The following is a 23485-nucleotide window of genomic DNA, read 5'->3' on the forward strand; positions in this document are numbered from 1 at the left end:
ACGAGGTAGGCGCTATTCCTACCAGGGCACGGCCATACCAGGACGTTCACAATCGGAATGACCACAGCCGAGCTGCCCACCTGCGCTTTGATCTGAGCAATGTTTCCGAGGCTCAGGAGCCAAAAGAGGCCACAGATAAAAACCACGCGCGTAAGAATTGCCGGACGTTTCCCAAAAGAAAGCATCAGGCTAAGCTTACGAAGCCATCCGTCACCTCCGCCTGACAGCCGGTCGTATTACTTGTGTCTTTCGATGAAATCAATCATCGCCTGCCGCGTCCCCCCCAGGAACGTCAGGGGCCGGGCGATGGCGGCGGCGATGGTGATGTGGTTGACGCGCGGCAGCACCGTGCGGGTGACGGGCACCCCGGCGGCCTTGAGGGCGGCTTCCATGTTCAGCGCGTTCTGCGGGTGGACGGTCCGGTCGTTCGCCGCGACGAGCAGCAGGTGCGGCGGCGCGTCCCGGCGGACGTGGCGGTCGGGCATGACCCCATCCGGCGTGCCGTTCTCGGGAAAGGCCACCCGGCTCTGGAACTGCCGGAAGTCGTAGGAGTACGGCCCCGCGATGCCGATGACGCCCCGCACGGCGCGGATGGGCACGCCCGCCTCACGCAGCCAGCGTTCGTTGTCCACCGCCTCGACCGCGTTGAAAGCACCCGCCGAGTGCCCGGTCACGAACAGCACGTCGGGGTTGCCGCCGAAGGTCTTGGCGTTGTCGCGCAGCCACCTCAGCGCGGAGGCGGCGTCTTGTACGAAGTCGGGGTAGCGGTTTTTCGGCGCGAGGCGGTAGTTCATCACGCCCGTCACGTACCCGGCCCGCGCGAGGCTCTCGCCCACGAAGCGGTGCCCGGACTTGTCGCCGTTTTGCCACGAGCCGCCGTGGATGAAGAGCACGACGGGCGCGTTCTGCACGTTCCTGGGCGCATACACGTCGAGCGTGTTGCGCGCGTCCGGGCCGTAGCGCTGATCCGTAACGACGTTGAGCCCAGCGAGGTTCACGGCGCGGTTGAGGCTCTGCTGCGCGTCCACCCCCGAGCAGGCGGTGAGCAGGGCGGCCAGGGTCACGGCCAGCGTGCCGAGGGTGAACTTCCGGCGCCGGGAGGAGGCGCGGGCGGGGAGGCGGGTCATGGGGCGCAGGCTAGCGGCTGCGGCGGCGGGACTCGGGCGCAGGAGGCACAGTCGGACTTGAGGGTGGCTTGACGCGCGACTTACCCGGCGGTCAGGCGCCCTGTCGTGAGAAGGGCCCGGCGGGAATCCCCACACTCACCCCGCCGCCCGCCGCGTTAGGCTGCCCGCGATGGCCCCGCACCCCGACCTCACGGACGCGCTGGTGATCGGCGGCGGCCCCTCCGGGCTGAGCCTCGCCGCCGAACTCGCCGCGTGCGGCCTGAGCGTGCGCCTCGTCGCCCCCCACCCGCCGCGCCCCTTCCCCGCCACCTACGGCGCGTGGCTGGACGAGGTGCCGCTCCCCGTTCGCCCCGCCCTCGCCCAGGTGTGGACGGACGTGCGGGTGTACACGGGCGAGGCCCCCACCCCCCTCCTGCGCCCCTACGCCCTGTTCGACAATCCCCGCCTGCTGGAAACGCTGCTCGCGCGGGCGGGCTCGGGCCTGACCTGGACCGTCGGTGCGGCGGCGTGTGCCGAGCGGGTGGGGGAGGGGTGGGAGGTCCGGGGCCGTGGCGGCGAACGGTGGCGGACCCGGCTGGTGGTGGACGCGGGGGGGCATCTCGGCGGGCTGAAGCGGCCCGCCCACCCGGGCGGCGCGGCCCTCCAGACGGCCTTCGGGCTCGTCGCGCGCTTTGGCCGCCCGCCCGGTCCTCCCGGCGGAATGGTGTGGATGGACTACCGCGCGGGCCACCTCCCGCCCGACGAGGTTCGTGCCGCCCCGACCTTCCTCTACACCATGCACCTCGGAGAGGACCGTTACCTCGTGGAGGAGACGAGCCTGATCGCCCGCCCCGGCCTCACGAGAGAATTGCTCGAACGCCGGTTGCACGCCCGCCTCGCCGCGCAGGGCACCCCGCCGGGTGAGGTCGAGAGCACCGAGTGGGTCGCCTTTCCGATGAACACGGCGGCCCCCGCGCCCGGCGCCGTCCTCGCCTTCGGGTCGGCGGCGGGGCTGGTCCACCCGATCAGCGGGTTTCAGGTCGCCGGGGCCCTGCACGACGCTCCCGCCGTCGCGCGGGCGGTCGCGGGGGCGCTGGACCGTCACGGCCCCGCCCAGGCCGTCCAGGCCGGTTGGGACACGCTCTGGCCCGGGGAGCGCCGCGCCGCCCGCGAGGTCGCCCTGCTCGACGCCGACGCCCTGCTCGCCCTGCCGGGAACCCTGCTGCCCGCCTTCTTCGCCGCCTTCTTCCAGTTACCCGCCTCCGAGTGGCACGCCTTCCTGGCCCCCCGCACGAAGGCCGGGGCCCTCGCCCGCACGATGCTGCGGCTCTTCGCCCACGCGCCGAACCCGGTCCGGGTGCCCCTCGCCCGCGCCGCGCTGGGGCAGGCGGGCCCGAGCGGGCGGGCGCTGCGGGCGGCGGTGGGGGGAGGCTGACCTGGGCAGGCCGCAGGCCCTCCGCCTCGACCCTCACCGGGATGCGCCGGGGCAGTTCCGACCTCCGGGCAGAAGACCGCCCGAATTGGGTCGGGAACGCCGTTGATCACGCCGGGCATTTCGGTGAAGCCGGGCGTGGCGTTCACCATCCCGAAGACCCGCCCCCAGGCCGCTCCCCGGTCGAGGCTCCCCAGCATGGAGCGGGCCACCGACCGCGCCGACTGCCACGCCTGCTCCGGGCTGACCTCGGCGCCGATCTCGCAGAAGGGTGGGGCGAGCGAGCTGCCCCGTGTCTGTGGACCGTCCCCCGAGATGATCGCCCACAACGCGCACCAGGACGAAAGGCCGCACCACCTCGGCGAGGGCGGAATGAGACCGGGTTCACGGCCCTGGGATGCTGGAGTGCTGGCCGAGCCTCCCCACTCCGGTCCAAGCGTCCCTGCGCCCCGGACAATTGCCTAGACGCCTGCCTATACTGGGGTCATGTCCCTGCTCGACATGATCGGTCCCGTGATGATCGGGCCGAGCAGCAGCCACACGGCGGGTGCCTGCCGTCTGGGGCTGGTCGCCCACCACCTGCTCGGGGAGGCTCCCCGCCGCGCGGTGATTGGCCTGCACGCGAGTTTCGCCAAGACGGGGCGCGGCCACGGCACCCACCTCGCGCTCGTGGCGGGGCTGCTCGGGTACGGGCCCGACGACCCCCGGTTGCCTCGCGCGTTCGAGGAGGCCGAGGCGGCGGGCCTCTCTGCCGAGTTCCGGGACGTGGACCTCGGCGACGTTCACCCCAACACCGCGCACATCGAGCTGCACGGCGCAGAGCAGGCCGTGACGGTCCAGGGCAGCTCCACGGGCGGCGGGGTGATCCGCGTGACCGAGGTGCAGGGGCTGGGGGTGAACTTCAGCGGGTCGAACCCGACCCTGCTGCTGCGCTACGCCGACGCCGTGGGCATGATCGCCCGGGTCGCCAGCACGGTCGCCGCCGACGGGGTGAATATCGCCGCCCTGACCTGCACCCGCGAGGCGCGCGGCGGTCAGGCCCTGCTCGCCATCGAACTCGACCAGGCGCTGAGCCCGGAAGCCCTCGCCTTCCTGAACCGCTGGCCCGACATGAACTGGGTCCGCCCCCTGCCCAAGCTGATGGACGGCTGAGCCCGACCCCCAAGGAGTTTTCCCCCCATGACCACCCTCGAAAGCCTGATGAACGCGCCCGCCCCCGCCTCCGCCTGGGTGCTGGCGCAGGATTGTGCGGAGACGGGCCTCGACCCGGAAGCCATCCGCGCCGAGATGGCCCGCCGCATCGGGGAGATGCGCGCCTCGGTCGAGCGCGGTCTGCGGAGTGACGCGAGGAGCATCACGGGCATGGTGGGCTGGAACGCCAAGGGGCTGTGGGACGCGCCCGACGTGCTGGGAGCGCCGCTGCTGAGGCGGGTGCAGGCCTACGCGATGGCCGTGAACGAGGAAAACGCCCGCATGGGCCGCATCGTCGCCGCACCCACGGCGGGAAGCGCGGGCACGATTCCCGGGGCACTCCTCGGCGTGGCGGATCACCTCGGCCTCCCCGACGAGCGGCTGGTGGACCCCCTGATCCTGGCGGCAGGGGTGGGCAAGGCGATCAGCAAACGGATGTTCATCTCGGGCGCGGCGGGCGGCTGTCAGGCCGAGATCGGGTCGAGCGCCGCGATGGCCGCCGCCGCCGTCGTGGAGTTGCTGGGCGGCAGCCCCCGCGCCTGTGTCCACGCCGCGTCCCTGGCCCTGATGAACACCATCGGCCTGGTGTGCGACCCGGTGGGCGGGTATGTCGAGGTGCCCTGTGTCAGCCGCAACGCCTTTTTCGCCGTCCACGCCGTCAGTGCCGCGCAACTGGCGCTGGCGCAGCTCGAATCGTTCATCCCGCCCGACGAGGTGGTGGGCGCGATGGCCTCGGTAGGCCGCCTGATGCCCGCCGAACTCCGGGAGACGGCGGAGGGCGGGCTGGCGCAGACGCCGACGGGGTTGGCGGTGACGGCGCGGATGGAAGGCCGGGAGGGCGAGAGCGGCATGATCGAACTGCCGATGGCCTGAGTGGGCGGCGTTTTCTCCTTCTCCCTACAGAACTCCCCGGTACATCTCCTCCAGGCTCAGCGAGCGGCCCAGGCAGGGCACGGCCACCTGCCCCGCCCCCCGGTGCTCGCGCATGACCCAGCCCGCCTCCCCGCGCTGGTACTCCACGACGTACCGCTCGTCCTGCGAGACGATGAGGTAGGTCTGGAGCGTGGGAATGGCCGTGTAGACCTGATGCTTGGTGCGACGGTCGTTGTGGGCCGTGCTGCCGGAGAGGACCTCGACCAGCAGGCAAGGGGCCGTCTCGAAATAGCGCCCCGGCTGCTCTCCGCTGCACACGAGCATCACGTCTGGGTAGAAGTAGCTCGACGCGCTGGGGATGTAGAGTTGCATGTCGGACTGGTAGATGCGGCAGCCCAGACGGTCGGCGTCGGGCAGCAGGGCCGCCATGATGCGCCCGCTGATCCGCACATGCTCCCCGCTCGCCCCCGCCTGGGCATGCAGCGGGTACACGAAGCCGCCCACGTACTCGCGCTTGTAGGGACTCTCGCGCTCGGTACGCAGGTAATCGGCCTCGCTCATCGCCCGGGGGGCAGGGTCCGTCATGGGGTTAGTTTACGGCGGCGGAGACGGATCCCTGCCGTGATGCTGAGCAGCCCCACCACGAGACAGCTCAGCGAGAAGATCAGGCTGCCGGTAGTAAAGGTGTAAGTCGCGAAATCGTAGCTGGGGCTGTCCGTTAACGTGCCGTCGGGTTCATGCCAGACCCCCTCCGAACGCACGAGAACACCTAGCACCCAAATCCAGAGCGGAATGAGCGTCAGAATGACGGTCCCCAGCCAGAGCCTCACCCGCAACCACCCCAGCGCGAGGCCGGTGCCGGTCAGGAGGCCCAGGAACAGCAGGTCGAAGCGAACCGGATTCGCCAGACCCCAAGTGCCCAGCGGGTTGGTATCGATGTGCCAGGCCGCCCGGGAGATCAGAACCGGCACCGCCAGCCAGCAGGCGGCCAGGGCCAGTGCGGCGGTCAAGGAGAGGAGGCCCTGGGAGAGCAGGGAGGTCACTCTGGCCCGGCGCAGGGTCCGCCGGACGTCCGACGCCCACCCCGCATCCTCCACGCTCGCCGCCTCGTTCTCCATCCCGCGCCGCCAGTCGTCGGGCCTCATGTCAGGGCTCCTCTCCGGGGGGCGGCGGGTGCGCTCTCCGACTTCTCCCGCGCCAGTCTCAGCCCCTCTTGGGTCAGCGTGTAGACGTGCCTCGGCGGCTTGCCCGCGTGCGGCGAGTCCTCCCACTCGGCCTCCAGGTAGCCCTGCGCGTGCAGCCGCTGGAGGATCGGGTAGAGCGTCCCGCCCTTCAGCCCCGCCCTCCGGCTCAGGTCGTAGCCGTAACTGGGGCCGGGATGGGAGGAGAGCAGGGCGGCGAGCACGGCGCGGGTGTGCGGGCTGGAGTTGGGCGAGCGGGCCATACTCTATTTCTATATATAGACTTTGAAGTCAAGAGGAGGCGAACCTCCCCTGTCCTCAGGCGGGGACGCTCAGGCCCAGGGCCTCACGCAACTCGGCGTGTGTACCGAGGACCCGTGCTGCGCCCGCGCCCAGCAGCGCTCCCGCGCCGTCCGGGTGGGCGTGTCCGCCCGCGAGGAGGCCCCAGACGGTCGCTCCCGCCGCCACGCCCGCGCGCAGGCCCGTCACGCTGTCCTCCACGACGAGGCAGCGGGTGGGGGAGACGCCGAGGGCCGCCGCCGCGTGGAGGTACAGGTCGGGGAGGGGCTTGCCGCGCCCGCCGACGTGCGCCGGGTCGTAAGCGTGCTGACCCACCAGCCCCGCGAGACCCGCCGCCGCGAGCTTGAGGTGCAACCTCCCCCGCTGGCTGTTGCTCGCCACCGCGAAAGGAAGGCCCGCCGCGCTCAGCGCCCGCAGGGTATCCGCCGCCCCCTCGATGGCCGGGGTGTCCTGGAAAGCGGCGGCGAGGCGCTCGTCCAGCAGGGAGACGAAGTGGCCGGGCCGCTCCCAGCCGTGCTCGGCGCGCAGCCAGGCGAAGAGCGCCTCGTGCGTCCCGCCCACCGCCCGCGCGAGCAGGGCCTCCCGGTCGAGCATGAGCCCATGTTCGGCCAGGGCCTGGGTCCACACGGTATTTGCCAGCGCCTCGCTGTCCACGAGCACACCGTCGAGGTCGAAGAGGACAGCTTCAAAGTCGTGCCCGCTCACAAAACGTCGCTCTCCGGCCCCTGCTCCCACCCGGCGAGGATGTGGACGTGGGTGTGGAAGACAACCTGCCCGCCGCCGGGGCCGCAGTTCACGACGAGGCGGTAGTCCGGCGCGTGCTGGCGGGCGACCCTGACCGCCGTGAGCCACAGCTCGCCCATCTCGGCGGCGTCCGTGATCTCATCCACCCGGGTCGTCACCTTCTTGGGGATCACGAGGAGGTGGATGGGCGCCTTGGGGGCGATGTCGCGGATGGCGATGAACTGATCGTCCTCGTACACCACGTCGCTGGGGAGCTCGCGGGCGATGATGCGCTCGAAGAGGGTGCGGGTCCGGGCGGAGTCGGGGGCGGGCTCGGCGTTGGTCATGCCTTCACTCTAAGGGGGCCGCGCCCCCCGGAACGGCAGACTCAGGGACATGAGCCGACGTTCTCCCCGTCTTTCCAAGCGTCTGCTGCTCGCCGCCGGGATCGGGCTGCTCGCCGCCCGGCGGACGCTGGCGACTCCCTACGCCCTGAGCGGCAGGCGCGTGCTGATCACGGGCGGGTCGCGCGGCCTGGGGCTGGCGCTCGCCCGCGAGTTCACGTCGCGGGGGGCCCGGGTGGTCCTGATGGCTCGCAGCGCCCCCGAGCTGGAGCGCGCCGCCGCCGACCTGCGGGGCCGGGGGGCCACCGTCCACACCGTGACGGGCGACCTGACCGTGGCCGCCGACATCGAGCGCGCGGTCGAGGAGGTCGCCCGGGTGTACGGCGGCCTCGACGTGCTCGTGCACAACGCGGGGCTGATTCAGGTCGGGCCGCTGGAGAATATGACGGAAGCCGACTTCCGCGAGATCACGGAGATCAACGCCTTCGCGCCCCTGCGCCTCACCCGCGCGGCCCTGCCCCTGCTGCGCGCCTCGCGGGGGCGGGTGCTGATCGTGTCCTCCATCGGCGGCAAGGTCGCCGTGCCCCACCTCGCCCCGTACTCGTTCAGCAAGTTCGCCGTCACCGGGCTCGGGCAGGCCCTGCGCGCCGAACTCGCCCGCGAGGGGGTGGGCGTGACCACCGTCTGCCCCTGGCTGATGCAGACCGGGAGCCCGCGCCACGCCCTCGTGAAGGGGCAGGTCACGAAGGAATACACCCTCTTCGCCACCCTCGACAACCTGCCCCTGCTGTCTCTCGACACCACCGTCGCCGCCCGCCGCATGGTGGACGCCCTCGTGCGCGGCGACGCCGAGGCGATGATCGGCGGCCCCGCCCTGCTGATGCGCTACGCCCAGGCCCTCGCGCCGCAGCTCACCGCCGACCTCCTGGCGCTGGGGAACCGTTTCCTGCCGGGCCCCTCCACCGGGGACCGCGCGGTGCCGGGCGCGAGTGCGGAAACGGCGCTGACCCGCAAAAACCCCATCAAGCGCGCGTCGGAGGCCGAGTTCAACGAGGGGGGCAGCGTCGCTTCGGGGGGAGAGGGGCGGTCCTGAGCCGCGGTCAGCTCTCCGCCATCCGCATAAGGGAAGCGTTCGCCCGGGCATCGGCGAACACTTCTTCCTGTCTTCGCTGAGGGCTGACCGCTCACCCCACCCCCTCGTCGAACGGCGTCACCGGCACCGCCCGTTTGTGCCGGGTCGCCAGGAAGAGCCGTTCGAGCCGCTCGGCGACCTCCCCCGGCACCTCGCGCCCCTCCAGGTAGTCGTCGATCTGGCGGTAGGTCAGGCCGAGCGCCACCTCGTCGGGGAGGCCGGGGCGGTCGTCCTCCAGGTCGGCGGTGGGCACCTTGCGCCAGGTGCTCTCGGGAGCGCCGAGGTGTTCGAGGAGGCGCGCCCCCTGCCGCTTGGTCAGGCCCGTGAGCGGCGTGAGGTCCACCCCGCCGTCGCCGTACTTGGTAAAAAAGCCCGTCACCGCCTCGGCGGCGTGGTCGGTGCCCACGACGAGCAGGTTTTCCTGACCGGCGACCGCGTACTGGGCGATCATCCGCTCGCGCGCCTTGATGTTCCCCCGCACGAAGTCGCGCAGCGGCGTGCCCAGCGCGGCGTGGGCCGCCCCCGCGCTCGCGTCCGCCGCCGCCTTGATGTTCACGGTGAGGGTGCGGTCGGGGCGGATGAATCCCAGGGCGGTCTGGGCGTCCGCCTCGTCGGCCTGCTCCCCGTACGGCAGCCGCATGGCGACGAAGGTGCACTCCCCGCCGCCCCCGCGCACCCGCTCGGCGGCCAGTTGGCACAGCCGCCCCGCGAGGGTGCTGTCCTGCCCGCCGCTGATCCCCAGCACGAAGCCGCGCGCGGGAGTGCGCCCCAGGTAGCCCACCAGAAAGGCCACCCGGCGCTCGACCTCGGCGGCGGGGTCGATGTCGGGCAGGACGTGGAGGTCGCGGAGGATGTGTTCCCGGAGGGCAGGGTCGGCAGGCATGGCGGGAGTGTAAGCCGTCCGGTCGCGGGTAGGCTTTCACCGTCTTTCCGCGACCGGCGCAGAAGGCGGAAGGCAGAAAGCAGCAGGCCGGGGGCAAGCTTTTCTCTTGACCAGGTTCAACCTATCGGGGCAGAAGAGGTTTGACCCTCGCCCCTTGCGGGAGAGGGCGTTGCGAAGCAACGGGAGAGGGGGCGTGTGACCCACATGGCCGCCCCCTCAAAGCCAACGGACGCAGGCCACTCGGCACAGAGAAAAGCCTGGGCCATAAGCGAGTGCCCTGGCCTTCTGCCTTCGACCTTCTGCTCGCACTCGTGCAGAAGGTCTACTCCACTGTCACGACCACCTTGCCGCGCACCTGATGTCCTTCCGCATAGGCGTGGGCCGCCCCGATCTCCTCCAGGGAGAAGGTCCGGTCGAGGGGCACCCGCAGCTTGCCGGAGTCGATCAACCGGGTGAGCAGGCCGAGGTCGAGCCCGCGTTCCGCCGTCCGCACAGAGGCGAAGCGGGGCTGGGGGCGGTGCAGGGAGGCGCGCACCTCGGCGGGGGAACCCGGAAAGGGCTTGGTGCTGACGAGCCTTCCCCCCGGCGTCAGGGCCCCCTCCACCCGCGCGAGGGTAAGCGCAGGGGGCGTGTCGAGGATCAGGTCCCACCGCCCGCCCCGCCCGCCCAGGTCGGCCTCCCCGGTGGCGAGGACCTCGTGCGCGCCCAGTTCCCGCACGAAGTCGAGCTTGGCGGCGCGGGCGACCCCCGTCACGTGGGCGCCGAACAGCCGCGCGAGGAGCACCGCGAAGGCGCCGATCCCGCCCGCCGCCCCGTACACCAGGACCCGTTCCCCGGGCCGCAGCCTCCCCAGCCCCCGCAGCGCCTGCAACGCGGTGAGCCCGGCCAGGGGCACCGCCGCCGCCTGCGCGAGCGGCACGCTCTCGGGGGCAATCGCCACCCGCGACTGCCGGATGGTCACGTACTCCGCCGCGCCCCCGCCCCCGTGGCCCACGACGGCGTACACCCGCTCGCCCGGACGGAAGGCCGTGACCGCCGGACCGCACGCGGCGACCTCGCCCGCCACGTCGAAGCCCGGGGTGAGGGGCAGTTGCAGCCGTCCGAGAAGGCCCAGCCCACCCCGGCGCAATCGCAGGTCGGTGCCGTTGACGCTCGACGCGCGCACCCGGATCAGCACCTCGTCCCGCTCGGGGAAGGGCCAGGGCACCTCCTCGATCCTCAGGACCTCGGGAGGGCCGAAGGCGTGGAGTCGGGCGGCCCGCACCTCAGTTGCTGATGGCGGGGGCCTGCCGCACGTACTCGCGCCCCTCCACCTGGTCGAGCATGAAGCGCGACACGCTCGCGCGGGTGATCTGCGTGCCGACCATTCCGACCATTCCGACCCGCAACGGTCCCTCGGGCCCGTCGGTGAGGCGCGGCACCCGCACGACCGTCCAGTCGAGGCCACTCTCGCGGATCAGGGTCGCGTGCGCCACCGAGTCGCGCAGCACGTCGGGCTGGAGGAGGCGCAGCGCGGTGCGGAACACGTGGTCCACGACCTTGGGCTGGTCCCCGGCAAAGGGCACCCCCGCCCCCGTCAGCGTGATCAGGCGCCCGATTCCCTGCTCGGACAGCACGCCGGTCAGGTGCCGCGCCGCGAGGGTCATCACGTCGGGCGGCCCGCCCCGCACCGGCCCGAGGGCGCTGAGCACCACGTCCGCCCCCCCCACGAGCCGGGCGACGGCCTCCCGGTCGCGGGCGTCCCCGGGAACGACGGTCAGGAGGTCATCTTCCTTGCGGTGCACCTTCTCCGGCGTGCGCGCGAGCACCCGCAGGTGGTGGCCCCCCACGAGGGCCTGGTCGATCAGGAGCCGTCCCGTGCGGCCCGTGCCGCCGAGCAGCGCGAGCGTCGTCATGCCCGCCCCGCGCCGGGAAGACCGGGAAGGAGGAGCGGGGACGCGAGGGGCAGGGGTGGATTCATGGTTTCGCCTCCAGGGCGCGCGCCGAAAGGGGGGACAAGCGCCGCGTGCCCGGAGTGTGACAGAAAGCCGGGTCCGTCAGCGGAGGAAATCTGACGGTGGGGCCCCGAGCCGTGGTTCCCACGCCCGAGAGCGGTCCTTCATGCAGGGGAAGCGGGACCGGGAGCGCAGGAGGACCGTATTAGACTCTCCGGCGATGACCAGCACCGTCTCCCCGCCCGCCCCACTTCCCGTGGACGACGCCATCGACCGGCTGGGCCTGGGCCCCTTCCAGTGGAGGTTGCTCGCCATCTGCGGCCTGACCTGGGCGGCGGACGCGATGGAAGTCCTCCTGATGGGCTTCGCCCTCCCCGGCATCAGCGCCGCCTTCAGCCTGGAGCGCGGCTCGGCCTCCGCCACGCTCCTCCTCACCGCCACCTTCGCGGGAATGCTCGTGGGCGCCCTCTTCTGGGGCTGGCTCGCCGACCGCATCGGGCGCCGCACCGTCTTCCTGATCACCGTCACGCTGGGGGTGGTCTTCGGCCTGGCGGGCGCCTTCGCCCCGGGGGTGGCGTGGCTCGTCGTCGCCCGCTCCCTGACGGGTTTTGCCATCGGGGGGACGCTCCCGGTGGACTACGCGATGATGGCCGAGTTCGTGCCGACGGCGTGGCGGGGCCGCTTCCTGGTGTACCTGGAGAGCTTTTGGGCGCTGGGAACGGTGGCGGTCGCGGCCCTCGCCTGGGGACTGAGCACCGCCTTCGAGCCCGAGGTGGCGTGGCGCTGGCTCCTCGCCCTCGCGGCGCTGCCGGGGGTGGTCGGGCTGGTCGCCCGGCTGGGCATCCCCGACTCGCCCCGGTCGCTCCTCGCGCGGGGGCGGCAGGGGGCGGCGCGCTCGGCGCTGGAACGGGTGGCGCGGGCGAACCGGACCCGCCTTCCCGACGCACCTCTCGCCGTGCCTCCTCCTGCTCCTCGCGTGACGCCCGCCGCGCTGTTTCGGGGATCACTCAGCCGCCGCACCATCCTCCTCGCGCTGGTCTGGTTCGGGCTGAGCCTGGGGTACTACGGCATCTTCTCGTGGCTCCCCTCCTACCTGCGGGCGCAGGGCCTCGACCTGGGGGCGGTGTACCGAACCTCCCTCCTGCTCGCCCTCGCGCAGATTCCGGGCTACGTCCTCGCCGCCTACCTCGTGGAGCGGATCGGGCGGCGGGCCACGTTGGTCGGTTACCTCGCCGCGAGTGCCCTGGGGGCGTACCTCTTCCTCCTCGCGGACACGGCCAACGGGGTGCTGCTGACCTCCGCCGGGCTGTCCTTCGCGCTGCTGGGCGCCTGGGGGGCGCTGTACGCCTACACGCCGGAACTCTTCCCCACGCCGCTGCGGACAACGGGCATGGGCTTCGTGAGCGGCATGGCCCGCCTCGCCAGCGTCCTGTCGCCGAGCGTCGGGGCGCTGCTGCTGACCGGGCAACTCGCGGTGGCGCTGACCCTCTTCGCCGTGTGCTTCGCCGTCGCCGCCGTCTGCGGGTGGGCCATCGGGGTCGAGACACGGGGCCAGCGGCTGCCGGAGGTGGTGGGATGACCGCCTCGCCGCTCTTCACCGACCTCTACCAGCTCACCATGATGCAGGGGTACTTCAGTCACGGGCTGCACGCCCAGGAGGCGGTCTTCGATCTGTACTTCCGCAAGCTGCCTTTTCAGGGCGGGTACGCGGTCTGGGCCGGGCTGGAACCCGCCCTGGAGATGCTGGAGGGACTGCGCTTGTCTGAGGACGACCTCGCCTATCTGGAGTCGCTGAACCTCTTCGCGCCCGACTTCCTGGAGGCGTTGCGGGGCTGGCGCTTCACGGGCCGGGTGACCGCCTTCCGCGAGGGCCGGGCCGTCTTCCCGCACGAGCCGCTGCTGACCGTCACCGCGCCGCTGTGGGAGGCGCAACTGGTCGAGACGGCGCTGCTGAACACCCTCAACTTCCAGACCCTCGTGGCGACGAAGGCGGCCCGCTGCGTCCTCGCCGCCGGGGCCAGCCCGCACGGTGGGCAGGTCGTTGAGTTCGGCGCCCGGCGCGCGCAGGGACCGGACGGCGCCCTGAGTGCGGCCCGCGCGGCGTTCGTGGGTGGAGCGGTGGGCACGAGCAACGTGGAGGCGGGGCGGCTGTTCGGCATCCCCGTCAGCGGCACCCACGCCCACGCCTGGGTGGAGAGCTTCCCGGACGAATTGGCCGCCTTCCGCGCCTACGCCGCGCTCTACCCGGACGCGACCACCCTGCTGCTCGACACGGTGGACACGCTGAGGAGCGGGTTGCCGAACGCCCTGACCGTCGCCCGCGAACTGCGCGCCGCCGGGCACGAGTTGAAGGGGGTGCGGCTCGACAGCGGCGACCTCGCGTACCTGTCGCGGCACATCCGCTCGGCGTTCGACGCGGCGGGCTTCCCGGACGTGCGGATCGTGGCGAGCAACGACCTGTCCGAATCCGTCATCGCCTCCATCATCGCGGAGGGCGGGCGGGTGGACGTGTACGGGGTGGGCACCGGGCTCGTCACGGCGGGCGGCGAGGGGGGCGGGGCGCTTGGCGGCGTGTACAAGCTCGCAGCGCTGAACGGCGTGCCCAAGATGAAGCTGACGGGCGAGCCCGCCAAGTCCAGCCTGCCGGGGTCGAAACGGGTGTGGCGGGCGGTCGATGAAGACGGCCAGTATGCCCTCGACGTGCTCACGCTGGGGGACGAGCCGCAGGCGGGCGAGCGGGTCAGCGACCCCACCAATCCCCTGCGCTCCACCCGACTGCCGGACGGGTTGGTCTGGACGGACGCCCGCGAGGTCGTGATGGAGGGCGGACGGCGCACTGGGACCCCCGAGACGCTGGCCGAGGTGCAGGCACGGGCACGGGAGGAGCTGGGTCGCCTTCCCGCGGGCACCCTCCGCCCCCTCAACCCCCACCTCTACCGGGTGAGCCTGGGCGGGGACGTGGCCGAGTTGCGCGACCGGGTGGCCGACTCGCTGCGCGCCCACACGGGATGAGTGGGGGGGAGGCTCGGGCGGCGGTCTACGTGGGCCGTTTCCAGCCGCCGCACCGGGCGCACCTGGGGACGGTGCAAGGCGCCCTGGGCGCCTTCCCGCGCGTGCTCGTCCTGCTGGGCAGCGCGAACCTCGCCCGCTCGGTCCGCAACCCCTTCACGGCGGAGGAACGGGCCGGGATGTTCCGCGCGGCGTTGAGGGACGTGGGGGTAGCCAAAGGCCGTGTCCTCTTCCGCCCCATCGCCGACCGCTTCGACGCGGACGCCTGGGCGGCGGACGTACGGGCGGCGGCGCGGGACGTGCTGGGGGACGTGACGCCCGCCCTCGTCGGCTTCGAGAAGGACGCGAGCACGAGCTACCTGCGCTGGTTCCCCGGCTGGGAGCGCCTTCCCACCCCGTCCGTCCCCGGCCTGAACGCGACCGACCTGCGGGCAGCGTTCCTGACCGGGCGACCCCTGCCGGAGGGGGTGCCGGAGGCGGTGCGCGCCTTCCTCGCCCGCTTCGCCCTCACCCCCGCCTTCAGACGTTTGCAGGTCGAGTGGGCGGCGGTGGAGGCGTCCCGCGCGTCCCTCCCGCCCGGCGTCCATCTCCACGAGGAACGCTGGCTCTGCGTGCGGGGGGAGCAGGTGTGGCTGCACACCCGGACTGAACCCATCGGACGCGGCCTGTGGGAACTCCCGGGGCGTGTCCTCCCGCCCAATGAGCGGCCCGCTCTCCCCGCCGATGTCGTCATCGACCACCCCGCCCGCGCCCTCGTCGCCCCCACGACGGCGCACGTCTACCTGCGGCCCGTTCCCGACTTCCTGCCCGCCCGCCCGCGGACCCTCGCCCGCGCCCTCGTCCAGCCGCGCCGCTTCCACGAGGATCACCACGTCTTGCTGACGCGCTGGCTGGCGGGGGAGTTGCGGGGCGAAGGGTAGTCACTCCCCCAGCAACTCCCGCACTCCCTGCACCGGCGTCAGCGTCCCCGCCAGCACCTCCGCCCGCAGCGACCGCAGCCGCTCGGCGTCGATCCCCGCCTGAAACGCGCGCCACGCCGCCTCCCGAAGCAACTCCCCGAACCACGCCCCGGTCTGCGTGCGGCGGCGGCGCTCCACCCGCTCCGGGTCCGAGCGGTACTCCTCCACCGCCGCCCACACCTCGTCCAGCCCGGCCCCCGTCAGCGCGGAGGCTTGCAGGGCGCGGGGTCGCCACGGCGCGTCGTGGGGGGTCAGCAGCCGCAGCGCCGCCGAGAGTTCCCGCTGGGCGACCCTCGCCGCCGCCGGGTCCGCGTCGGCCTTGTTCACCACGCACAGGTCGGCGAGTTCCATGATCCCGCGCTTGATGCCCTGGAGTTCGTCACCTGCATTGGGCAGCGTCAGCAGCACGAAGAGGTCGGTCATCGCCGCCACCTGCGTCTCGCTCTGGCCGACGCCCACGGTTTCGACGAGGATCACGTCGAAGCCCGCCGCCTCGCAGAGGGTGATCGCCTCGCGGGTGCGCCGCGCCACCCCGCCGAGCGTCCCGCCGCTGGGGCTGGGGCGGATGTAGGCGTTCGGGTGAACGGTGAGGGCGGGCATCCGCGTCTTGTCCCCCATGATCGACCCGCCCGTCCGCTGGCTGCTCGGATCGACCGCCAGCACCGCGACCCGGTGCCCCGCGTCCGCCAGCCGCACCCCCAGCGCCTCGATGAAGGTGGACTTGCCCACCCCCGGCACGCCCGTCAGCCCCACCCGCACGCCCCGCCCGGCGTGGGGCAGCACCTGACTGATTAACGTCTGCGCCTCCCGCTCGTGGTCGGGTCGGGTGGATTCGGCGAGGGTGATCGCCTTGGCGAGGGCGCGGCGTTCCCCGGCGAGGAGGGGAGCGGCGAGGGGGTGCGGCGGGTCGGCGGCGGGCATGGGGCTCAGTCTGGCGCGTTTGGGGAGGGCAGCACTACTCCCGGACGCCCGTCCAGACCAACGGCGTTTCATCGGCACACAGCGGGCAGCTCTCCGCCGCGAAGGTCCGGTAAGGGTGAGGCGCGAGCGGCACGGCGGGCACGTCCGGCAAACGGGCCCCATCCCGCACCGCCCAGGCACTCAGCCCCAGCGCCTCGTGCCCCCCCTCCCGCAGCGAGCGGACGAGGACGCGGGCGCCCTGCCCGGTGCAGATCAGGTCGTCCACGAACACGACCCGCTCGCCCGGCTGCGGCACGTGCATCCGGTGGAAGACGGCCCGCTCCCCCTCCACGTTCAAGAAGGCGACGGGAAGTCCCAGGTGCCGGGCCACGAAGGCCGCGAGCACCGCGCCGCACTGGCTGGCCCCGACGATGAGGGTCGCTCCCGGAAAGGCCACGGCGATCTGTCCCGCCTGCGCCGCCGCCAGCGAGTCCAGCCGCGCCGGGCCGCGCGTCACCTCCCCCTTCTTCAGCCAGCCGGCGCCATGCAGGCCATTTCGGAAGGCCGTGTGTCCGCCGCGGCGCATCAGGTCCAGAGTCACGCCGCACACGGTAGAGCATGGGGGCAGCAAGGCGGGGAGCCCGCGCTCGTCAGGCTCCCCGGTGCTGTGCTCGGTCCCCGCTCAGGCGGGCTGGAGGTCCAGCATCCGGTTCTTCGCGTCCACGAGGACAACGCGGGGCTCGAGAAGGCGGGCTTCTTCCTCGCTGTAATTGCCATACGCGGCGATGATCACCATGTCGCCGGGCCGCATCAGGTGGGCGGCGGCCCCGTTGATGCCGATGACGCCGCTGCCGCGCGGGCCGCTCAGGGCGTAGGTGCTCAGGCGGTTGCCGTTGGTGATGTTGTAGATGTCCACGCGCTCGTTGACCAGGATGTCCGCCGCGTCCAGCAGGTCCTGATCGATGGTGACACTGCCCACGTAGTCGAGATCCGCCTGGGTGACGGTCGCGCGGTGGATCTTGGCCCTGAACATGATGCGTTCCACAACCGGGAATTGTACGGCCCACCCCCCACCTTTTGCCGTGACCTGATCCTTGATCTGACGGGGGAGGCAGGGCAGGCGTCAGCCCGCCGCCGCGCTTTCCTCCGGCAGCGTGCCGTCCACGAAGACCGTCTTCTGGTCGGTGTAGTGGACCTGCCCGGCGGGAGACCCCCGGGGCCGCCACACGAATTTGACCCGGGTGTAGTCCACCGGGACGTTGCTGCTCCCGCGCGCCTTGGAGTGCGCGGCGGCGAGACGGGCGGCGTACAGGATGTCCGGCAGCGCGAGGTCCTTGCCCCCCGCCCGCACGAGGACGTGGCTGCCGGGATACCCCTGCGCGTGGAACCAGTAGTCCAGGCTGCGCCCGATGCGGTGGGTCAGGGTCGCGTTCTCCTTGTTGTTCCGCCCGACCAGCGCCTCGAAGCCCCCCGGCGTGGTGAAGCGGATGCCGTAGGGACTCTTCTCGGGCCGCTCGGCCTGGAGGGTCTGCGAGAGCGCCTCCAACTCCTCCAGGCTCGCGGCGTCGAGTTGAGCGAGCCGTTCGCGCGCCTCCTCCAGCTCCGAACGCAGGGCGGGCTCGCGTTCGGCCAACCGCTCGTACACGTCCTCGCGGCGGCGGGCGCGGGTGTAGCGTTTCTCGGCGTTCTGCACGGCGGAGAGCTGCGGGTCCAGAGAGACGGGCACCTCGCCGCTCCCGTCGAAGGCGGGCAGGAGGGCAGACGCTGCGCCGGGCTCCACCGTGTGCGCGTACGCCATCAGGAGGTCGGCCTCGGTGCGGTCCTGGGCGGCGTTGTCGAGCCCCGCATCCGCCCGCGTCACGTCGGCGAGCTGGTTTTGCACGAGGGTCAACCTCTTTTCCAGCGGCTCGCGCAGGGCCTTGCGGAGCTGGGCGGCCTTCTCTGCCCGCGCCGCCTCGCGCGCCCCCTCCCGCATCGTCCCCTCGCTGACGGTGGGGTCCTCCACGAGGGAGCGCAGGGCCGCCAGCGCCTCCGGCCAGCGGTCGCCCGGCGCCTCGTCGGGGGAAAGGCCCGTTCGCCGGACGAGTTCGGCCCCCAGGAGCAGCCCCAGCCCGTCCACCCGTTCCCGCCACTTGCCGAGGGGAAGGGAGGCGAGAGAGCGGGCGTCCTCCTCCGTCACCCTGCGCGGGTCGAGCTTCTCGTAGGGGGGCGGCGGCGTGTAGACCCCGCCCGTCCGCACCGTGCGGAAGCGGTTGCGGCTCCCCGTGATCTCCCGCGCGGCGAGGACGATCCGCCCCTCGAAGCCCTCGCCCGCCTCCAGCACGAGGAGGTTGGCGTTGCGGCCCGTGACCTCGAAGAGGAGCCGCACGGGCGGCTGGTCCACGAAGCCCGTCTCGCCCGCGAAGTGCAGCGCGAACACCCGGTCGAGCTTGAGCTGCTCGGCCTGCACGAGGTCCCCCCGCACCCGGTTCGCCAGATACCGCTGGAACCCGTTGTGCGGGTCGCCCCTCATCCGCTCGCGCGACAGGAAGACCACGGGCTGCGGCGGTCGGTACGAGAGCACGAGGTTTCCAAGGCCGTCGAGGAGCAGCGCGGCGGTCGTCTCGTCGGGGAAGGCCCAGCCGAGCGTGCGTGCGGGCAGATGCCGCGATAAGTCCCGCAGCACCCGGGCGAGCATCAGCCCTTCCATGTGTGGCCCTCGGATCGGTGGTCGGTCATCGGGGCATGGTAGCGGCTGGGTGGAGGCGACAGACGAAAACCGCCCCGGCAAGGGCGGCAAACAAGGTGAAAGGAAGGGTGCAACCGGGAGCGAGGGCTTTACTTCAGGGCTTGCAGGACCGCCGCGAGGCCGGTGAGGAAGGCGCCGAGGGCCGTGAGGATCACGGCGATCTCAGCAGGCTTCCATTGCCTGCGCGGGCGTTTCGGTTTATCCTTACGGTGTCGAGCCATAAGGAATCACCTCCTTTCTGCACCCGAGCGGCAACTCGGGTGCTTTCGCTTGTACCCGTGTTGCGCCCCCCACCCGGTTGTCATGCACCCCGTCCCGTGAAGGGACACGGTGACTCTACCTCATTTCGGGAGCATGGCCGGGCGGTTCCCAAGCTGCCCGACCCAACTTCCCCAGATAAAACGAGAGGCGGGCCCCGCAAGGCCTGCCCCTCCCTTTCCCTGCGTCTTACCAGAAGTTGCCGATGCGGAAGTAGAACTTGCTGCTCGCGTTCTGGGGGCTGTAGCCGTAGTCGAAGCGCAGGCTGGGCAGCCGAGCCCCGCCGAAGCCCAGGTTGAGCTGGACGCCCGCGCCGACGCCGTAGTTAAGGCTGAAGGCCTCGCCGTCGTTCCAGGCGTCGCCCGCGTCGGCGAAGAGGACGCCGTACACGCCCTGGGTAAATGAATTGGTGAGGTTGAAGTCGTAGCGGTACTCGGCACCGGCGGTGAAGTAGTTCGTGCCGAAAAGCTGGTTGTTCTCCAGCCCGCGCAGTTGCCGCGCCGCGACCGGGGTGCTGCCGCCGCCCACGTAGTAGCCCGTGCCCGTGGGAGTGGTGCCGTTGATCGTGCCTGCGTTCGCCCGCACGGCAATCGTCTGCTGGCGGGTCTGCACGCCGAAGCCCTTGTCGAGGGTGCGGCCCAGCCCGAAGTAGGTGCTCGCGCCGCCCTCGATGTCCGTCCAGCCCACCGAGCGCGCCCCCGAGACGCCGAAGTTGTACGACAGGTCGGCGCTCGCGCGCACGCCCCGGCTGGGGAACTCGGGGTTGTCGGTCGTGTCGTAGTTCAGCCCGGTGCGCAGGGTGGTCGTGCGGGTGGCGGGCGTCAGCAGGGTCCGCGCCTGCTCGTCGGTGGTGGCGCTCGTCTCGCCGTCCTGGAGCCCTTCGAGGAAGTAGGTGCGGTAGCTCGTGCCCACGCCCACCGAGCCCCTCAGGTTGCGGGTGAGGTTGCGCCCCACGTTTACGCTGAAGCCGCTCGTCCGCACCGTGTACTGGCGCCCGGTGTCCTCGTCCTCGCCCGTGGTGGGATTGTTCTGCGTCAGCGGCAGGTTGCCCGCCACCGAACTCCCCACCGAGGCCGTCAGGCTGGTGCGGTTCTCGCGGAAGTCGAGGAAGTTCAGGTCCAGCCACGGAATCGTGTACGAGACGTTGCCGACGAGGTTTTGCCCCGCGTCGTTTTGCTGGGCCCCCGCCGTCACGCTGACGTTGTGCCCCAGCCCGAAGACGTTCGGGTTGCTGTACGACGCCTCGCCGCCGAAGCCCGTCAGGCTGTCGTAGGAGAGCGCGAGGCTCACCGGGATGCCCTGGTTGCCCTCCGCCACGGTGAGCACGTACGTCACGCTCTCGGGGTTTTGCGGATCGCTGCGGACGTTCTCGCCCACAACCTGCACGTAGCCCAGGCGGCTCACGTTGGCGAGCCCGGCGCGCAGTTCGTTCAGGTTGAAGAGGCCTCCCGGCCTCGGCAGCTCGCGCAGGATCACCCGGTCCTGGGTGCGGTGGTTGCCCTGCCACTGAAGCTCGTACCCGGCCAGCCTCACCTCCCGGAGGTTGAAGGTCAGCGTGCCGTTCTCAAAGGTGATCGCGTCCCGCGTGCTGACCTCGTACCCGGCCTTGCGGTAGGCGTCGCGGATCGCCAGGAAGTCCTCCTGCGCGAGCTGCGGCGAGTACACGTCGCCCACCTTCGTCTTCACGGCGGCGCTCAAGGTGGCGGTGGGCACCCGGGTGTTGCCCCGGAAGGCGATGGTCCGCACCGGCCCGGTCGTCACCTCGGCGGCCCCGAAGAACACGGCGGCCTGACCGGGATTCTGGGGGTCGGGTTGCAGCGCGAAGCCCACCGGCTTGCCCGTCGCGTTCGAGAGCGCGCGCACGTCCGCCTGGATGCGCGAGAGCACCAGCGGCTGCCCCACCCGCGTCTGGAGGGCGGGCGTGGCCGTCCCGGCGGGCAGCCCCAGCGCGTCGAGACTCACCGCGCTCGCCCGGCCCTCGACCACCCGCACGCGCAGCACGCCGTTTTCCAGGGTGGTGGACGCCGTGTTCACGCCGCTCTGGAGGTATCCGGCAGTCGAGTAGGCCCGTTGCAGGCCCTCGACGGCGGCGTAGTACGCGGGCACGGAGAAGCGCTTGGCGTCGTAGATCGGGCGGAAGAGGTTCGTCACCGTCTCGCGGGGGATCAGGGTCACGCCCTCGACCTCCACGCGGGTCACGGGGGCGGTCTCGTCCACCACGAAGTTGACGTTCACCGTGCCGTCGCGCTGCGTCTGGGTCTGCGCGCTGATGCTCGGCACGAAGGGGAAGCCCTCCGAGCGGAAGTTCTGCGCCAGCGCTTCTTTGGCCTGATCGAGCCGCCCGGTGTTCAGCGTGGCGCCGGGCGCGATGTTGAGCAGCTCGGCGATGCTCGACTTGAAGCCCTCGGCGGGGAGGAAGGTCAGGCCCGTGACATCGACCTTGCCGATGGTCGCGTTGGGCGTGACCGTGATGACGAGCGTGTCGCGCCCGCCGATGGTCCGCAGGTCGGCGGTGGCGGTCTTGAAGTACCCGGTCGCCAGCACGTCCTGCTCGACGAGGCGCAGGTTGACGCTGGAGAGCGCGGCGCCCGGCTGGACGCTGAGCGTGGCCCGAACATAGTTGGAAAGCAGGTCGTTGGTGCCGTTGACCACCACGTCCTGCACGGTGGCGGCGGTTTGCGCCACGGCGACCGGAGCGGCGAGGACAAGAGTCAGGGCGAGGGTGTGGGGATGTCGCATGCTTCTCCTAGTCTGGCACGGGGCGGCGGGGCTCTCCCCGGCAAAGTGCCGCAGATGGACACGGAACCTCACCTTTCCCGCTCCAGGGCTGAGAAAGGTGAAGGGGACTTGACGCGCCCTCCACCTCCGGCGCCCGCCTGGACGTGCCCCACCGCTCCGGCCCACAATGTCGGGCGTGTGCCCCGCCCCCCGTTCCCCCGCGAGCCCGCCCCGATGAGCCTGCCCGAGGTCCTGGCCGGACTGCGCGAGGCCGAGGCCGCCTCGGGCCGCCCGCCCGGCAGCGCGCGCCTCGTCGCCGTGACGAAGGGGCAGCCGCTCGCCGCGATCCGGGAGCACGTGCTCGCCCACGCCGCCCTTCAACCCGGAGGCTTCCCCCTGGGTGAGGGCCGCGCCCAGGAGCTGCGTGACAAGGTGGCCGAGTTCGAGGCGGAGGGCTTGACCGGCACCGAGTGGCACTACATCGGGACGCTGCAACTCAACAAGGTCAAGTACATGCGGGCTGTGACGCTGATTCACGCGCTGGAGGACGTGCGGCAGGCGCAGACCATCGCCGACCTCGCCGCGAAGTGGGGCCGCGCCCCCGACGTGCTCCTGCAACTCCATAACGGTGAGCCGCAGAAGCACGGCGTTGCCCCGGGGGACCTGCGCGCCGTGTACGACGGCGTGAGGGCGACCGGCCTGAGTGTGCGCGGCCTGATGGTGATGGCCCCCGACACGGAGGACGAGGCGGCGATCCTGCGGGTTTTCAAGGACACGGCCCGCCGGGCGTACGACCTCGGGCTCGGCGAACTCAGCATGGGCATGAGCGGCGACTACCCGCTGGCCGTCCGGGCGGGGGCGACCCTCGTGCGGGTGGGCACGCGGCTCTTCTCATGACGCGCGGGCCCATCATGAAGCCGTCATGAACGTCCCCATTCCATCCTCGCCCCTCCCCGCGTCCGAGCCCGGCCTGAGTCCCCGTGACATCCGCTACCAGGAGTTCCCCAGCCGCCTCCAGGGCCTCGACCGCGCGAGCGTGCGCGCCTTCCTGGGCCGGGTGGCCGACGGGCTGGAGAGCCTGCTCAAGGAACGCCAGGTCCTGCAAGGCCGCCTCGCCGCGCTGGAGACCGAGCTGGAGGAACGCCGCGAGGCCGAGGACGCCATCCGCCGGGCGGTGGTCGCCGCCGAGAACATGGGGCGCGACCTGCGAGAGGCGGCGGGGCGGGAGGGCGAGGCCTTGATCGAGCAGGCCCAGGCCCGGCGCGAGGCCATCGACCGTGAGGCGGAGGCCCGCGCCGCCGAGCTGACGGCCCGGCACCGCGCCCGCCTGAGCGAGCTGGAAGACGAGTTCCGGGGGCGGCGCGCGGAGTTGGAGCGCGAGCACCACGCCCTCACGCTGGAGCGCGACCGGGCGCACGCCGAGCGCACCGTCTACCTGGAGAGGGCCTACAGCGAGCGCCACGCCGACCTCACCGCCCGCCTGAGCGCCGCCCGGGGCGAGTACCTGCAATTCGTGGCCCAGTACCGCGCCCTCGTCCACGCCTTCGCGGAGATGAGCACCCGCCACCTCCCCAACGCGGACGACCCGGCCCTGCCCGCCGGGGCCCCCCTCGACCTCCACGCCCGCGCCGTCCCCCTCCCCGAGGAGCACGAGACGGCCCACGACTCCCGGGCGGAGGCCCAACCGTCGTAGCCCCCTTCTCAGGCGTCCACGCGCCGCGCCCGGAACCGGGCGTTTCTCTTGACTGAGGACCAGGCGTTTCCTGGCTTTGAGTGAGCGGTTTCGTGGGTCACACGTCCCCTCTCCCGTTGCT

The 23485-nt window shown here is 71.9% G+C and carries 24 protein-coding genes; 9 read left to right on the plus strand and 15 right to left on the minus strand.

Annotation, left to right across the window (positions count from 1 at the left end; genetic code table 11):
• Positions 1-236: 236 nt before the first annotated feature.
• Complete coding sequence (locus A7B18_RS12510) at positions 237-1127, minus strand: alpha/beta hydrolase (RefSeq protein WP_102127033.1); 891 nt, start codon at positions 1125-1127, stop codon at positions 237-239.
• Between the two features lie 169 nt (positions 1128-1296).
• Here A7B18_RS12510 and A7B18_RS12515 point away from each other — a divergent pair, with 169 nt between their 5' ends.
• The 3 genes from A7B18_RS12515 to sdaAA all read left to right on the plus strand — a co-directional run bounded on the left by A7B18_RS12515 (position 1297) and on the right by sdaAA (position 4602).
• Complete coding sequence (locus A7B18_RS12515) at positions 1297-2541, plus strand: lycopene cyclase family protein (protein ID WP_102127034.1); 1245 nt, start codon at positions 1297-1299, stop codon at positions 2539-2541.
• 483 nt (positions 2542-3024) lie between these two features.
• Positions 3025-3690: an L-serine ammonia-lyase, iron-sulfur-dependent subunit beta gene (gene sdaAB / locus A7B18_RS12520; protein WP_102127035.1), complete on the plus strand. Its 666-nt coding sequence runs from the start codon at positions 3025-3027 to the stop codon at positions 3688-3690.
• A gap of 27 nt (positions 3691-3717) precedes the next feature.
• On the plus strand, positions 3718-4602 hold the full coding sequence (gene sdaAA / locus A7B18_RS12525; RefSeq protein ID WP_102127036.1) for an L-serine ammonia-lyase, iron-sulfur-dependent, subunit alpha: 885 nt from the start codon (positions 3718-3720) through the stop codon (positions 4600-4602).
• Positions 4603-4626: 24 nt separating this feature from the next.
• Here the strand turns inward: sdaAA and A7B18_RS12530 are convergent, their stop codons facing one another.
• The 5 genes from A7B18_RS12530 to A7B18_RS12550 are packed head-to-tail and all read right to left on the minus strand — an operon-like array spanning position 4627 to position 7153.
• Entirely contained in the window at positions 4627-5187 is a 561-nt protein-coding gene (locus A7B18_RS12530; protein WP_102127037.1) for a Uma2 family endonuclease, read from the minus strand.
• Positions 5184-5747 (minus strand): hypothetical protein, encoded by a 564-nt coding sequence (locus A7B18_RS12535; protein WP_102127038.1) that lies wholly within the window; start codon positions 5745-5747, stop codon positions 5184-5186. Before A7B18_RS12535 ends, A7B18_RS12530 begins: the two co-directional genes overlap by 4 nt.
• Complete coding sequence (locus A7B18_RS12540) at positions 5744-6046, minus strand: PadR family transcriptional regulator (protein WP_102127039.1); 303 nt, start codon at positions 6044-6046, stop codon at positions 5744-5746. The genes A7B18_RS12535 and A7B18_RS12540 overlap by 4 nt, the downstream gene beginning before the upstream one ends.
• A 55-nt stretch (positions 6047-6101) precedes the next feature.
• A complete protein-coding gene (locus A7B18_RS12545; RefSeq protein ID WP_102127040.1) occupies positions 6102-6788 on the minus strand; it encodes an HAD family hydrolase in 687 nt (228 codons plus the stop codon).
• Complete coding sequence (locus A7B18_RS12550) at positions 6785-7153, minus strand: histidine triad nucleotide-binding protein (RefSeq protein ID WP_102127041.1); 369 nt, start codon at positions 7151-7153, stop codon at positions 6785-6787. The genes A7B18_RS12545 and A7B18_RS12550 overlap by 4 nt, the downstream gene beginning before the upstream one ends.
• A gap of 49 nt (positions 7154-7202) precedes the next feature.
• Between A7B18_RS12550 and A7B18_RS12555 the strand changes: the two genes are divergently transcribed.
• Entirely contained in the window at positions 7203-8243 is a 1041-nt protein-coding gene (locus A7B18_RS12555; RefSeq protein ID WP_102127042.1) for an SDR family NAD(P)-dependent oxidoreductase, read from the plus strand.
• A gap of 91 nt (positions 8244-8334) precedes the next feature.
• Here the strand turns inward: A7B18_RS12555 and nadE are convergent, their stop codons facing one another.
• The 3 genes from nadE to A7B18_RS12570 form a co-directional block, all read right to left on the minus strand.
• The gene (nadE, locus tag A7B18_RS12560; RefSeq protein WP_102127043.1) at positions 8335-9165 is read right to left on the minus strand and encodes an ammonia-dependent NAD(+) synthetase; all 831 of its coding nucleotides are present in this window, start codon (positions 9163-9165) and stop codon (positions 8335-8337) included.
• 322 nt (positions 9166-9487) lie between these two features.
• Positions 9488-10429: an NADP-dependent oxidoreductase gene (locus tag A7B18_RS12565; protein ID WP_102127044.1), complete on the minus strand. Its 942-nt coding sequence runs from the start codon at positions 10427-10429 to the stop codon at positions 9488-9490.
• 1 nt (position 10430) lies between these two features.
• Positions 10431-11060 (minus strand): NAD(P)-dependent oxidoreductase, encoded by a 630-nt coding sequence (locus A7B18_RS12570; protein WP_102127045.1) that lies wholly within the window; start codon positions 11058-11060, stop codon positions 10431-10433.
• A 259-nt stretch (positions 11061-11319) separates the two neighbouring features.
• On the opposite strand from A7B18_RS12570, the gene A7B18_RS12575 reads away from it, so the two are divergent.
• Genes A7B18_RS12575 through A7B18_RS12585 form a run of 3 tightly spaced genes read left to right on the plus strand, consistent with a single transcriptional unit; the run spans position 11320 to position 15028 of the window.
• Complete coding sequence (locus A7B18_RS12575) at positions 11320-12678, plus strand: MFS transporter (protein ID WP_102127046.1); 1359 nt, start codon at positions 11320-11322, stop codon at positions 12676-12678.
• Positions 12675-14111, plus strand: a complete 1437-nt coding sequence (locus A7B18_RS12580; RefSeq protein WP_102127047.1) for a nicotinate phosphoribosyltransferase — start codon at positions 12675-12677, stop codon at positions 14109-14111. The genes A7B18_RS12575 and A7B18_RS12580 overlap by 4 nt, the downstream gene beginning before the upstream one ends.
• Positions 14108-15028 carry an adenylyltransferase/cytidyltransferase family protein gene (locus A7B18_RS12585; RefSeq protein WP_102127048.1) on the plus strand — a complete coding sequence of 307 codons (921 nt, stop codon included), beginning with the start codon at positions 14108-14110 and terminating at the stop codon, positions 15026-15028. Before A7B18_RS12580 ends, A7B18_RS12585 begins: the two co-directional genes overlap by 4 nt.
• Here A7B18_RS12585 and meaB read toward each other — a convergent pair whose 3' ends face one another.
• The 6 genes from meaB to A7B18_RS12610 form a co-directional block, all read right to left on the minus strand.
• Positions 15029-15988, minus strand: coding sequence for a methylmalonyl Co-A mutase-associated GTPase MeaB (gene meaB, locus A7B18_RS12590; RefSeq protein ID WP_180970141.1), 960 nt, complete (start codon positions 15986-15988; stop codon positions 15029-15031). It abuts the gene before it with no gap.
• A 34-nt stretch (positions 15989-16022) separates the two neighbouring features.
• Positions 16023-16568 carry a type I phosphoribosyltransferase gene (locus tag A7B18_RS12595; RefSeq protein WP_245872859.1) on the minus strand — a complete coding sequence of 182 codons (546 nt, stop codon included), beginning with the start codon at positions 16566-16568 and terminating at the stop codon, positions 16023-16025.
• 81 nt (positions 16569-16649) lie between these two features.
• Positions 16650-17012, minus strand: a complete 363-nt coding sequence (gene panD, locus A7B18_RS12600; RefSeq protein ID WP_102127050.1) for an aspartate 1-decarboxylase — start codon at positions 17010-17012, stop codon at positions 16650-16652.
• 78 nt (positions 17013-17090) lie between these two features.
• Positions 17091-18656 (minus strand): Rqc2 family fibronectin-binding protein, encoded by a 1566-nt coding sequence (locus A7B18_RS12605; protein ID WP_102127051.1) that lies wholly within the window; start codon positions 18654-18656, stop codon positions 17091-17093.
• A 128-nt stretch (positions 18657-18784) separates the two neighbouring features.
• Positions 18785-18916 (minus strand): hypothetical protein, encoded by a 132-nt coding sequence (locus tag A7B18_RS22900; protein WP_281260162.1) that lies wholly within the window; start codon positions 18914-18916, stop codon positions 18785-18787.
• Positions 18917-19142: 226 nt separating this feature from the next.
• On the minus strand, positions 19143-21692 hold the full coding sequence (locus A7B18_RS12610; protein WP_102127052.1) for a BamA/OMP85 family outer membrane protein: 2550 nt from the start codon (positions 21690-21692) through the stop codon (positions 19143-19145).
• Between the two features lie 213 nt (positions 21693-21905).
• Between A7B18_RS12610 and A7B18_RS12615 the strand changes: the two genes are divergently transcribed.
• Together A7B18_RS12615 and A7B18_RS12620 are read left to right on the plus strand one after the other, a co-directional pair.
• Positions 21906-22568 carry a YggS family pyridoxal phosphate enzyme gene (locus A7B18_RS12615; RefSeq protein ID WP_102127053.1) on the plus strand — a complete coding sequence of 221 codons (663 nt, stop codon included), beginning with the start codon at positions 21906-21908 and terminating at the stop codon, positions 22566-22568.
• Positions 22569-22593: 25 nt separating this feature from the next.
• Positions 22594-23364, plus strand: a complete 771-nt coding sequence (locus A7B18_RS12620; RefSeq protein ID WP_102127054.1) for a DivIVA domain-containing protein — start codon at positions 22594-22596, stop codon at positions 23362-23364.
• The last annotated feature ends 121 nt before the right edge of the window (positions 23365-23485 follow it).

The organism is Deinococcus planocerae, from assembly GCF_002869765.1.
In the GTDB taxonomy this organism is placed as follows: domain Bacteria; phylum Deinococcota; class Deinococci; order Deinococcales; family Deinococcaceae; genus Deinococcus; species Deinococcus planocerae.